Origin of the sequence: Leucobacter sp. L43, assembly GCF_016597785.1 — a bacterium.
GTDB lineage: Bacteria > Actinomycetota > Actinomycetes > Actinomycetales > Microbacteriaceae > Leucobacter > Leucobacter alluvii.
The window spans coordinates 430,533-443,026 of the sequence record NZ_JAENJG010000003.1 but is presented as its reverse complement, the minus strand read 5'-3'; the positions used below and the strand labels follow the sequence as shown (position 1 = coordinate 443,026).

General features: G+C 66.8%; 9 protein-coding genes. 7 read left to right on the top strand and 2 right to left on the bottom strand.

Features of this window, described 5'->3' with window-relative positions:
• Nucleotides 1-23: 23 nt before the first annotated feature.
• Nucleotides 24-1,136, bottom strand: coding sequence for a DegT/DnrJ/EryC1/StrS aminotransferase family protein (locus tag JE033_RS14010; RefSeq protein ID WP_200332428.1), 1,113 nt, complete (start codon nt 1,134-1,136; stop codon nt 24-26).
• 171 nt (nt 1,137-1,307) lie between these two features.
• On the opposite strand from JE033_RS14010, the gene JE033_RS14005 reads away from it, so the two are divergent.
• From JE033_RS14005 to JE033_RS14980, 7 genes are read left to right on the top strand one after another with little or no spacing between them, the layout of a single operon-like run.
• On the top strand, nt 1,308-2,006 hold the full coding sequence (locus tag JE033_RS14005; protein WP_370567979.1) for a glycosyltransferase family 2 protein: 699 nt from the start codon (nt 1,308-1,310) through the stop codon (nt 2,004-2,006).
• 6 nt (nt 2,007-2,012) lie between these two features.
• Nucleotides 2,013-2,402, top strand: coding sequence for a DUF2304 domain-containing protein (locus JE033_RS14000; RefSeq protein WP_200332426.1), 390 nt, complete (start codon nt 2,013-2,015; stop codon nt 2,400-2,402).
• Nucleotides 2,399-4,396: a DUF6541 family protein gene (locus JE033_RS13995; protein WP_200332424.1), complete on the top strand. Its 1,998-nt coding sequence runs from the start codon at nt 2,399-2,401 to the stop codon at nt 4,394-4,396. The genes JE033_RS14000 and JE033_RS13995 overlap by 4 nt, the downstream gene beginning before the upstream one ends.
• Nucleotides 4,397-4,426: 30 nt before the next feature.
• The gene (locus JE033_RS13990; protein WP_200332422.1) at nt 4,427-5,158 is read left to right on the top strand and encodes a DapH/DapD/GlmU-related protein; all 732 of its coding nucleotides are present in this window, start codon (nt 4,427-4,429) and stop codon (nt 5,156-5,158) included.
• 40 nt (nt 5,159-5,198) lie between these two features.
• Nucleotides 5,199-6,065, top strand: a complete 867-nt coding sequence (locus tag JE033_RS13985) for an ABC transporter permease (protein WP_200332420.1) — start codon at nt 5,199-5,201, stop codon at nt 6,063-6,065.
• Nucleotides 6,049-7,194 (top strand): ABC transporter ATP-binding protein, encoded by a 1,146-nt coding sequence (locus JE033_RS13980; RefSeq protein ID WP_234037533.1) that lies wholly within the window; start codon nt 6,049-6,051, stop codon nt 7,192-7,194. Before JE033_RS13985 ends, JE033_RS13980 begins: the two co-directional genes overlap by 17 nt.
• Entirely contained in the window at nt 7,195-10,953 is a 3,759-nt protein-coding gene (locus tag JE033_RS14980) for a glycosyltransferase (protein ID WP_200332418.1), read from the top strand.
• A 1-nt stretch (nt 10,954) separates the two neighbouring features.
• On the opposite strand, the gene JE033_RS13970 is transcribed toward JE033_RS14980, so the two are convergent.
• Nucleotides 10,955-12,472, bottom strand: a complete 1,518-nt coding sequence (locus JE033_RS13970) for a polysaccharide pyruvyl transferase family protein (RefSeq protein WP_200332416.1) — start codon at nt 12,470-12,472, stop codon at nt 10,955-10,957.
• Between the last annotated feature and the right edge of the window lie 22 nt (nt 12,473-12,494).

The window sequence follows — 12,494 nt, the reverse complement described above, 5'->3', positions numbered from 1 at the left end:
CCGCGTGCGCGGGCGAGCCCGGCCTAGGCTCCGGCTCGCAGTACCGCGGTGACGCCCGCGATGATGCGCGCGAGGTCCCCCTCGGTGAGCGACGGATGCACGGGCAGCGACAGCACCTCGGTCGCAGCGCGCTCGGTCTCGGGCAGGTGCAGGTCTGGGGCGAAATGCGCGAGTGACGGCAGGCGGTGGTTCGGGATCGGGTAGTACACCCCTGAACCGATCTGGTGCTCCTCCTTGAGCGCGTCGCGCAGGCGATCGCGCTCAGCGGCGTCGACGCGGATCGTGTACTGGTGATAGACGTGCACGGCCTCGTCGGCCACGATCGGCGTAGTGACGCCCGCCACCCCGGCCAGGCCCTCGTTCAGCGTCGCGGCATTCGCCTGGCGCTGCGCGGTCCACCCGTCGACCTTGGTGAGCTGCACGCGACCGATCGCCGCGTGCACGTCGGTCATGCGCGCGTTGAAACCGATGACCTCGTTGGCGTACTGCGTCTCCATGCCCTGATTGCGCAGCAGGCGGACGCCGCGCGCGAGCTCCTCGGTCGCGCAGGTGACCATGCCGCCCTCTCCCGACGTCATGTTCTTCGTGGGGTACAGGCTGAACATGGCGAAGTCGCCGAGCGTGCCCACCTGACGCCCGTTCCATGATGCGCCGTGGGCCTGCGCGGCGTCCTCGTAGATCGCGAGGCCGTGCTCGCGGGCGATCGCCTCGATCGCATCGACGAGGAAGGGGTGCCCGTAGAGGTGCACGGGCATGATGCCCTTGGTGCGCGGAGTGATCGACGCGCGCACCGATTCGGGGTCGAGCGTGAACGAACTCGGCTCGATGTCGGCGAAGACGGGGGTGGCCCCGGTGAGCGCCACCGAGTTGCCGGTCGCTGCGAAGGTGAAGGAGGGGACGATGACCTCGTCGCCAGGGCCGACGCCCGCGGCGAGCAGTCCGAGGTGCTGACCCGCGGTACCCGAGTTCACTGCCACCGTGGGCCGGCCGGCCGCGAAGTGCGCGCCGAACTCCTGCTCGAACGTGGCGACCTCGGGGCCTTGCGCGATCATGCCCGAGCGCAGCACCCGATCGACCGCTTCACGCTCCTCATCTCCGATGAGGGGCTTGGCAGCAGGGATGAACTCAGTCGACATATATGCAGTACCTTTCGCGCACGGGATGCGGATCGTCAGCTGCCAGGATACCGCCCGGATCGCCGTTCGGCTGAGAGGGCCTCACGGGCACGGTGCCGAAACCGGGGCGACACCGCGGCTCTGCGGCCCGTTTCACCCAGTATTCGGGCAGCGGTCTGTCAGAATGGACGCATGATGCCCGACCCTGCGGCTCCTCGGGAGTCCGCCAACGCCGACACCTGGGTCGTGATCCCACTCTTCAACGAGGCGACCGTCATCGGCGGAGTCATCGCCGAGCTCCTGCCCGTGTTCCCGAATGTCGTGTGCATCGACGACGGTTCGAGGGACGGTTCCGGAAGCGTCGCTCGCGCTGCGGGCTCGCACGTCGTGAAGCACCCGATCAATCTCGGGCAGGGCGCGGCGCTGCAGACCGGATTCGCGTATGCGCTCGAGCGCGGCGCACGGTACGTGGTGACCTTCGACGCCGACGGCCAGCATCGAGTGGTGGACGCCGCAGCGATGCTCGAGGTCGCTCGAGCGGAGGATCTCGCGATCGTCTTCGGCTCCCGCTTCCTCGACGACCGCACCAACCCCGGGGTGCTGAAAAAGCTCGTGCTGAAGACCGCGGTGTGGGTGACGAACATCACGACCCGTACCCGGTTGACGGACGCGCATAACGGCCTCCGCGTCATCCGTGCGGATGCGGTGTCGCGCATCAATCTGCGCCAGGACCGGATGGCCCACGGCACCGAGATCGTCGTGCAGCTCGGAAAGACCGGGCTGCCCTATGCCGAGTTCCCGGTCGAAGTGATCTACACGGACTACTCCAAGGCCAAGGGGCAGTCGCTGCTCAACTCCGTGAACATTCTCGTGGACCTCATCATCCGTTAGGCACCCGTGACACTCTTCCAAGTTCTCCTCATCCTGTTCGTCATCGCCGCGGCGAGCCTCGCCGTGCGGTTCCTTCCCGGCGAGCGGTCGCTGGCGCTCAAGCGCATCTTCGCGATCCTCTTCGTCGCGGCGGCAGCAGCGGCCATCATCTTCCCCGGGATGCTGACCGCGGTCGCGAATTTCTTCGGCATCGGACGAGGCACCGACCTCCTGCTCTACCTCTTCATCGTCGCGATGCTCATCTTCGCCGTGGCGGTCGTCCGGGCGAAAGCGCGCAGCGACGCCCGCGTTTCAGAGCTCGCGCGCGCGGTCGCGCTGATGGAGGCACGCATTCTCGAGGGCCGCTCGCGATCCGGGGGCGATCGGGATGCCTCTGATGGGGCGCCGCGCGCATGATGGCCTGGCTGAGCTTCGCGATCCCTGTCGCGACGACCCTCGCGATCATCGCGGTGACGGGACTCCCGGTTGCGTGGGCGCTTCGGCTGCGCGGATTCACCGTCGCCGTCGTCGCCGTGCCGGCGTCGTTCGCGGTGCTGGCCCTCTCGAGCATCGTCGCGCAGCTCATCGGCGTGCCGTGGTCGATCCTCCCGGCATTCGCGCTCACCGCGGTGCTCGCGCTGGTGCTTCTCGCGCTGCGACGCTGGATCGCGCGGGACGTCACCCCGCAGACGCTCCGACCGCGGGCCCTGCACGTGCGGCACGACCTCTGGGTATCCCTCGGCGCGGCCGCGATCGGCGGCATCGTGCTCGCGATCGCGCTGGTGGCCGCGATCAAGCAGCCGACCGCCATCTCGCAGACGTTCGACGCGAATTTCCATCTCAACGCCGTGCGCTACATCCTCGACGGCGGTTCGGCCTCGCCCGTGTCGATGGATCTCACGTCGCCCGGGTCGCCGGTGTTCTACCCGACGCTCTGGCACGCCCTCGTCGCCCTCGTGGTGCAGCTCAGCGGCGTCGGCATCCCCGTCGCGACGAACGCAGTGCTCTTCATCGTCGTGTGCGTCGTCTGGCCGATCGGGATCGTGGCCTTCGGACGCGCGATCGCCGGCCCGAGCGTGGCGACGACGGTCGTCTCGGGAGCCGTGGCCGCGGCATTCCCGAACTTCCCGCTCTTCCTCGTGGGCTACGGGGTGCTGTACCCCAACATCCTCGCGCTGATCCTGATGCCGTTCGTGCTGGTGGCCGGACTGCAACTGTTGAATCTCGGACCGGCTCGACGTGCGCAGCCGCTGACTCCCGCGACCCGCTGGCTGCTGTTCCTCGGAGCGCTGGGAGCCGCCGTGCTCGCGCATCCGAGCGTCATCCACGTGCTCCTCGTCTGGGGCGCGTTCCCGGTGCTCTTCGCCGTGCTGCGCGCACTGCGCGGGCGACCTGTTCCGGGAGACGGCGGGATCGTCGTCATGCCGAAGACCCCGCGCGCCCTGCGCTCCGTCCTCGCGCTCGTCGGCGCCGGAGTCTTCGCGGTGACCGTCGTGGCAGCGTGGATCGTGGGACGCACGACCGACAACGCCTGGCAGGGCTTCTTCAAGGTGCACGACGCGCTCCTGCAACTCATCGGCGGCACGCCGCACATCCAGGGCCACGCCTGGGTCGTCGCCCTTCTCGTGCTGCTGGGAGCCGTCCTCGCCTGGCGCTACCGCTCGCTGCGATGGGCGGTGGGGAGCGCCGCGACCCTCGCCGCGTTCTACGTGATCGCCGATGGTTTTCCCACCTCGGAGTGGCGAACGTTCTTCGTAGGGCCCTGGTACAACGATTCCCGTCGTCTCGCCGCTCTCGTGCCGTTCGGCGCGCTGCCGCTCATGGTGCTCGGCGCGCGTGCGGCCTGGGCCATGCTCCGGCCGTCGTTCCTGCGTGCGGCGCGGATGTCATCGACCCGGCCCGGTCGCACGTATCGCTCACTCACGGCGTTCGCGCTCATCTTCCTCGTCGCCGTGGGGCACGCCGGCACCTTCCGCATCCAGCAGATCGTCACCGAATCGTACGATCAGGAGGCGGCGATGCTCGTGAACGACGACGAACTCGCGCTCATCGACCGGCTCGATGACGAAGTGCCGGACGGCGAAGTCATCGCGAACAATCCGTTGAATGGCAGCTCGCTCACCTACGCACTCGCGGACCGCGCTGTGACGTTCCCGCACTCCGGCGGCAATTACGATCCGCGGGACTACGAGTTCGTCAACGCCCTCGTGCCAGACCCCGAGCTCGCCTGCAGCCTGTCTCAGGAGCTCGACATCTCGTACGTGCTCGATTTCGGCACCGCATTCGTGATCCCCGACCCCGGCCCGCGCGGCGTGCCGTTCGAAGACATGAAGCACCTCGACCGATCACCGATCCTCACGGAAGTCGACAGCGAGGGTGACGCGGTGCTCTACCGCGTCACCGGCTGCTGACCGCACCCACTGAACTCCCGAAGGAGATCCATGAACGACATCAGCCCGCTCGCCTACATCGGCGAGGGAGTGGAACTCGGAGCGAACGTGCGCATCGGCCCCGGAGCGGTGCTGCTCGGCCCCTGCACGGTGGAGGACGACGTCTGGATCGGGCCGGGCGCTCAGATCGGCGCACCGCCCGAGATGTCGAGCCTGCCGCAGAACGCGGCTTGGACCGGGGACCTCCAGCATGCCGGAGTGCGCATCAAGGCGGGCGCTGTGATCCGCGAGAACGCCGTGATCCACCAGGGCACCTATCGCGAGACGAGCGTCGGCGCCCGCAGCTGGGTGCTGAACCGCGCCTACCTCGCGCACGATGTGGTGCTCGGCGACGAGGCGACGGTCTCGGCGGGTGTGTCGATCGGCGGGCACTGCGTCATCGGCGACCGCGTCAACATCGGCATGAACGCGGTCGTGCATCAGCGACGCGTCATCGCCGCCGGTGCGATGGTCGGCATGGGCACGCCCGTGACTCGAGACGTCCCCCCGTTCGCGAAGGTGTACGGCACGCCGCCGCGCCTCACCGGCGTCAACGCCGTTGGCATCGAGCGCGCAGGGCATGATGCGGCTCTCGCCGCAGTGCTGCTCGCGCACTATCGCTCGGGGGATCTCCTCACCGGCGGCGGCTGGATCTCCGACGCGTTCGGCACGCTCCGCGATGACGTCGCCTGGTGGCGCGATCAGGGCGAACTGCGTCCCGTAGGCGTGGTGGATGGCCTGTGACCGGGCGGTCCCCCAGACTGACGAAGTAGAATAAACGTTTGTGACTTACCAAAGTGCGCTCACTGACCCGGAGTTCGATACTCCGGGGAAGAGCAAGGGATTGTGGGATGTCTTCCGGCATCGCTACCTGCTGTCGCTCCTGCTGAAGAAGAGCGTCACCACCCGTTACTACGGATCCGCGCTCGGCTGGATCTGGTCGTACGTGCAGACCATCGCGCACTTCCTGATGTACTACGTCGTCATCGGCATCGTGCTGGGAATGCACAAGGACATCCAGTACTTCCCGGTGTACCTCTTCTGCGGACTCATCACGGTGAACCTGTTCAGCGAAGTGCTCAGAAACACCACGAGCTCGATCACCGACAACGCCTCGCTCGTGAAGAAGATCTACCTTCCCCGCGAACTCTTCCCTGTGGCTGCGGTGGGGGGCGCGATCACGCACTTCCTTCCGCAGGCCGGAGTGCTGCTGATCATCTGCATCGTTCTCGGATGGACCATCACAGTGATGCAGGTCGTGGCGTTCGTGCTGGGCCTGGTCGTCGTGATCGTCTTCGCGCTCGGACTCGGTCTCTTCTTCGGTGCGCTGAACGTCGCGTACCGCGATGCGCACAACGTGGTCGGCCTGATCCTGATGTTCGCCACCTGGGCCTCGCCCGTGCTCTACATGTCGTCGATGATCCGCGACATCGCCCCGAACTGGGTCTACACGATCTACATGCTCAATCCGGTCACCGCCACCGTCGAGCTGTTCCACAACGTCTTCTGGCTACCCATCGCGCCCGGCTCCGACCGCCCGAGCGGCCTGATGCTGAATGCGCTCATCGCCCTCGGCATCGCGCTCGTGACACTCGTGATCGGCCAGCTCACGTTCCGAAAGATGGAGGGGACTTTTGCCCAGTACCTCTGACTCCCTCGCCACGACTCCCGTGGCCGCAAAGCCCGCGATCGTCATCAATGACATCAGCAAGACGTTCAAGATCCGTCACGCGACATCCGTGAAGGAGACGTTCGTCGCCGCGCTGCAGCGCAAGGAGACGTCGTCGAAGTTCACGGCGATCGACGGCTTGTCCCTCGAAGTTCCGGAGGGGCAGTCGATCGCCCTTATGGGGCGCAACGGCTCCGGCAAATCGACGACCTTGAAGATGCTCTCCGGCGTGCTGAGACCCGACACCGGTTGGATACGCACACGGGGCAGGCTCGCGGGGCTCCTCGAAGTGGGCGCCGGCTTCAACCCGAACCTCACGGGCCGCGACAACGTCTATCTGAACGCGGCGATTCTCGGGATGAGCCGCGAAGAGACGGAAGCCCGGTTCGACGACATTCTCGAGTTCTCGGAGATCGGCGAGTTCATCGATACCGAGGTGAAGTTCTACTCGTCCGGCATGTACTCGCGGCTCGGCTTCTCCGTCGCCGTGCATACCGAACTCGACATCCTGCTGGTGGACGAGATTCTCTCCGTCGGCGATGCGGCATTCCGTGAGAAGTGCATCGAGCGCATGCAGCTGCTGCGGCAGCAGGGGAAGACCATGTTCGTGGTGAGCCACAGCGCGGGTCAGGTCAAGCAGCTCTGCGAACGCGGCGTGGTACTGCAGCGCGGCAAGGTGATCTTCGACGGGCCCATCGACGAGGCGATCGCCTTCGTGACGCCGGGCTCCGGAAAGCTGCCCGATGGTCCAGTGAGCTACTCGGTGCGCGGCCAGATCAAGACCGTGTTCGAACGGGATCGGAGCAAGTTCGGCCGCCCGTTGCACAACGCCCAGGAAGTCGCGGAGAACGGCGGCGGTTCGTACCAGCGTTTCCAGAACGGACTCATCACGCAGAGCACCGCCCTGAAGCAGACGCACGGGTTGCTCCCCGGCTCCTTCTTGAACGCGTATCTCGACAACGACGGCCCCGAGGGGCCGTGGGGATTCCTCGCGGGAGAGGCGAAGGGTCGGCTTCGCGACGGCGGCAAGCGCACGTTGCAGTTCCAGCACGGCGTCGCCACCTATACGAAGGAGCTCGGGGTGCAGTTCACCCCGAGTACACTTTCGTAGGTGAAACTCGCACGCGCGCTCCCGGCTCCGATTCAACGGGGGCTCGGGCTCGCCTTCGGCCGGGAGCAACCGTGGCGCCGCAGCTTCCTCGTGCTGCGCGCCCTGCAATCACGAGATGCCACTTCATCCCTCGCGGTCAGAGCACGCGACCGGTTCGAAGCCCAGCTCTCGCGCTACCCCGACGCCGTCGTGCCGTACCTCGACTACCTGGCTGAACGGCTTCCCGTCGATCAGGTGAAGCAGTACGCCCAGGCCCTGGCGGCACGGCCGGGCACTCGAGCCGGCGTGCTCGTCGAAGTCGCGAAATTCCACTACCTGCGCAACTCGCTGTCCGTCGGCGACGGCCTGATCGAGCGCGCGAAGGAGCTCGAGCCGGGCCTCGCGCGCATCTACGACGAAGAGGCCTGGAATCAGCGAGCTCGTGGCAACGTGCACCGCGAGTTGCACGCGGTCGAGAAATCGATCGAACTCGCCGACGACGAGGCCGCACGACTGCAGTGGCGCGGGTGGCGCATCGAGGTCCTGGTGCGGCTCGACCGTCTCGAGGAGGCGTGGGAGGAGTTCAGCTCCTTCCCCGCACTGGACGCTGGCGATGAACGACTGCTGACGGCAGCCTACTGCGCCCGTCAGCTCGGGATGCACCGTGACGTCGAACGGCTGTACACGCAATTCGCTCCTGCAGACGACGGCTTCGACACCTTCGCGGTGGCGTCCCTGCAGTTCGAGAAGTACCAGCACGCCGACGAGGTAGCGGCGTTGCTGCCAACGCTCGACGAGCACTCCGAGACCCGACTGCTCGACATGAGTTTCCGCGCCAGGGTGCAGCTCGGCGAACTCGATACCGGGATCGCTCACGCGCAGATCGCCATGCTGCGAGACGACTGCCCGCGGGCCATGAAGTCGCACCTCGGGCAGCTCCTCGAACTGCTCGACCGACCGGAAGAGGCGATCGTCGCCTATCTGAGCGCTCGCCCGAAACAGCGGTCTCTACTGCACCGCTTCCGTCTTGCGAGCCTCCTCGCCGAGCGCGACCACGCGAAAGCCGCGGTGACCAGCTATCTCGAGGACCTGGAACTCGCTGACGATCTTCCCACCGACGGCCTCGCTCGCGAGGTCGACCCGCAGCTCGCCGAGCTCGTCAACCAGTACAACCGGCGCCTCGTGCTCCCGCTGCGTGTAGAGCACCTCGAGCAGATCGCGGCGCGCGCGAGCAGTCGCAAGCTCCGCTGGCAGGCGCTCATGCGTCTCGCGGCGCAGTGCGCAGTGAGCGAGGAATGGGATCGCGCCTGGACCGCGATCTGCACCGCGCAGTACAAGCGCCTCCCGTCGATCCAATTGACACTGCCCCAGTGGAGCGATCTCGGCTCGTCGCGCAACATGTACTACCACGAGTGCACGGAAACGGAACCGCTGCAACGGCGCACCGTGCTGTACGAGTCCTCGCTGGGCGGATCCACCTCGTGCAATCCGCTCGCGATCTGCCTCGAACTTCTCACCGACCCCGATCACGCCGATCTGCTCCACGTGTGGAGCATCGAGTCCGATGCGGTAGTCCACCCGGCTCTGCGGGACCGGCCGAACGTCGTGTTCGTGCGCAAGGGCTCTTCTGGCCACTTCCGATACCTCGCGAGCGCCGGTGCGGTCATCAACAACTCGACGCTCGAATACAACTTCACGAAGCGTGATGGGCAGCGCTACCTCAACACCTGGCACGGCGTGCCGTGGAAGACGATGGGGCGCGACAACCGGTCTGAACCCTTCGCCTATGGGAACATCGCCCGCAACTTCTTGCACGCGGACTTCGTGCTCGGACCCGACCAGCATACGCTCGACGTGCTCTCACGCGGCCACGACGTCGACGAGCTCGTTCCCCAGGTCTTCGTGCGCTCGGGGTATCCCCGCAACGATCTCTCGGTGAACCTTCCCGAGGAGTCGCGCCACGCGATCCGCACCGAATTGGGCGCGCGCGATGGCGAGCACCTCGTGGTCTACATGCCGACCTGGAAGGGCACCTTCGCCGAACGCGACGCCGAGGTGCAGTCGGTCATCGAGACGGCTCGCGGCCTCGCAGCGCCCGGCTTCCGAGTCGCCGTCCGTGCGCATCACTACGTCAGCTCCGCCTTCCGCACGACACCGCCGGGTAATTTCGCCTTCGTTCCGGCGCAAATCGACACGAACGAGCTCATCGGCGCTGTAGACGCCGTCGTCACGGACTTCTCGAGCGTGCTCTTCGATGCGGCTGCGGTGGGAGTTCCCGTGGTCACGCTCACCGATGACATCGAGGCCTACACCGCCGAGCGCGGCCTGTACTTCTCAGCCGATGACGTGCCAGGGGCGAACGCTCGCTCGACGGCCGAGGCGCGCGCTGAGCTCCAGCGCGCCGTCCGTGATCCAGCAGCCTTTACGGCCTCGTACGCCGCGCAGACGGAGCGTTTCAGCTCGCCTGAGACGGGAACATCCGCACGCCGCGCGGTCGAACTCCTGTTCGGCGAGCCCCGGCCAGAGGCCCCCGAACGCGCTCAACGTCATCGTTCCGTACTCATCTCGACGGGCGGTCTCCCACCCAATGGCATCACCCGTTCGGTACGCAGCCTGATCGCGGCCCTCGAATCCTCGGAGTACACCCCCTACCTCATTCCGAACCGCAACGCGCTCGAAGGCGCAGAGTCAGAGACGCTCGCCGATGTGCGGGCCTACGCGAAAGTGCTCCCGATGGTCTCCCTCTTCGCGGGCACCCGCATGGAACGCGAGGCGCTGCAGTTCTTCTCCACGCGCCGATACGTCGACTACCCGCTCGTCAAGCGCTTCGTCCGCGCGAGCCAGCAACGCGAAGCGCGCCGTCTCTTCGGCGCCACGGCGTTCCACGCCGCGGTCGAGTTCAGCGCGTACGACGCGAAGAACATCGCTCTGATCGGTTACGGCGTGCGCGTGGACGGAGGCCGACGCGGCATCATCTTCCACAACGAGATGTGGAAGGAAGTCGAGAACAAGTACCCGCGTCTGCGTCCGGGGCTGCTCTCCATGGACGAGATGGACTTCTACGCCTCGGTGAGCGACGGTGTGCGCGACTACAACTCCCGCACCATGCACGAACACCTCGGGGTGCCCGTCGAAAAGCACATCACCATCGAGAACACCATCAACGTGGACGAGATCCGTCAGTTGGCGCAGATTCCCCTCGACGCCGAGGATGTGGCCTGGTACGGCACGGAGGGCGCGCACGCCTGCGTCATCGCGCGACTCTCGCACGAGAAGAACCACGCGGAGCTGTTCCACGCGCTCGCCGAGAGCCGCGACCGGCTCAGCCGCCCGGTGAAGCTCACCTGCCTCGGAGACGGCCCGCTGCGCCTCGAGCTGCAGGAGCTCGTCACCCGACTCGGTATCGACGATCTCGTTCGCATGCGGGGACTCGTGCCGAACCCTCAAGCGCATCTGCAGGCCGCGGGCGCCCTCGTGCTCCCATCGCTGCACGAGGGACAACCGCTCGTGCTGCTCGAAGCGCTCACGGTCGGCACCCCCGTCGTGGCGACCGACACTCCGGGGTCACGGTCGGCGCTCCACGACGGCGCATTCGGGCCGCTCGTACCGATCTCGCGCGAGGGGCTCATCGATGCGCTGCATCGCGTCGCCGACGGCCGATTGAACGGGTCGCGCGAGTTCGATGCCGAGTCCTTCACACGGCACTCATTGCGCATGTTCATCGAAGCCATCGACCCGGGTGCGCTCGACTGCGGCTCGGCGCGCCCGGCGCACCCCTAGTTCAGGTTCTCCCGCTCGCGATCTTCCGACGCACTGCATCCCGCAATCCCGCGCCGGGCGGCCGCTGCCGATGCCGCACCTCGGCGACGGTGCGACGCAGATGCGCGAGCTCCTCTTCGAGCCGCTCCAGCCGGAAATCGGTGTCGCAATTGTGCTGACGCTGCTGCTCATCATCCATCAGGGCGTTCAGCCGATCCAGGTGGGTCAACTCCTGAGCCCCGCGCGCCAGGGCCAGCGACTCCTGCATTCGCGAGTCGCCCCAGTGCACGGGAGTCGGGGCAGCGACATCGGCATACGCGACGGAACGCCCTTCGTGCATGCTCGCACTCAACTCGTCCCACCACCGCTGCTGGTGCTCGCGACCTGCCGTTCCAGCCGCGCGCAAGTGCTCGCGGAACTCGGGGAGCCGGGTGCGCAGCGCCTCGATCAGATCCGGTGCGAAACTGGATCTCCAGTGCTCGAACGGGATCGCGAAGTCTTCCATCCCGACATTCGCGAGCGCGCCGCGCATACGGATCGCCGAATAGTAGCTGGTGACGATGCCGAGCGCCGGCACTCCGAGCGCCGCGCCGAAGATGAGCGGGTGATACCGCGTCGATACCGAGAACTCGGCGTTCGCCGTGACGGACAGGAGCGCTCGCGCAGGCAGCAACGGTACGGCACGGAGACGCCCGGAACGCGAGAAGTCGACGATGCGGGTGTGCCCGTACACATCGTCTTCGACGCCGAGTGCGTTCGACACTTCGAACGTGCTCATGTGCGGCAGCAGCAGCACATCGACGTCCAGTTGCGCCGAGAGCTGATCGAGGATCGCCGCGAGTTCGCGATAGTAATCGTCGGCGTGCAGCGCGGTGGTCTTCGCGTGGAACGTGAAGCTCGCCACCGCGTATCGGCCGGCTGTGGGCAGATCGACGGACACGGGGCCGGGTTCGAGGAGAAGAGCGTCGTCGAGCGTTTGGATGATGCGGGCGTCGGTGCCGCAGAGCCCGCGCATGAGCGCGGCCGAGCTGCGTTCCCTCACCCCGAAGACCCGAGCGTAGCGGGCGATCTCGGCGACGAGAGCACGCTCGGCGTCCCGCAGGTGGGGGCCGACGGTCTGGCTCGTCACATAGAGCGGAACACCGAGCTGCTCGGCAATGCGTTTCACGGCGACCCGCTCGAAGACATGGTGGATGCCGATCGAGTTGAGATTGCCGCCGCCCGCGATCACGACGGCGTCGGCCGCGCGCAAGGCGTCGAGCGTGCGGCGCGTTCCGCACGGATCGGCCGCTCGGCCGGCCGCCGCCGACACGAGGTCGTCGAGCAGTCGTTCCTGTTCCGTCCGCGACAGCCCCCGGAACCCGAGTCGCGGGACCGCGGCGACGCCGTAGAAGCGCTGCGTGATCTCCGGGTCCCCGGCGATACAGGTCACCGTGTCACCGCGAGCGCGCAGCTGATCGAGCACGACCTCTGACATGGCTTCGTCACCGAGGTGATAGCGGCCTTCCCAGGCGAGATCACCGACGACGACGACCTGCATGACCCTCCCATGTTCGACCTGT

Coding starts and splice junctions, on each gene's coding strand:
- JE033_RS14005 (WP_370567979.1), top strand. CDS start 1,308: ATGATGCCCGACCCTGCGGCTCCTCGGGAGTCCGCCAACGCCGACACC.
- JE033_RS13995 (WP_200332424.1), top strand. CDS start 2,399: ATGATGGCCTGGCTGAGCTTCGCGATCCCTGTCGCGACGACCCTCGCG.
- JE033_RS14010 (WP_200332428.1), bottom strand. CDS start 1,136: ATGTCGACTGAGTTCATCCCTGCTGCCAAGCCCCTCATCGGAGATGAG.
- JE033_RS13970 (WP_200332416.1), bottom strand. CDS start 12,472: ATGCAGGTCGTCGTCGTCGGTGATCTCGCCTGGGAAGGCCGCTATCAC.
- JE033_RS13990 (WP_200332422.1), top strand. CDS start 4,427: ATGAACGACATCAGCCCGCTCGCCTACATCGGCGAGGGAGTGGAACTC.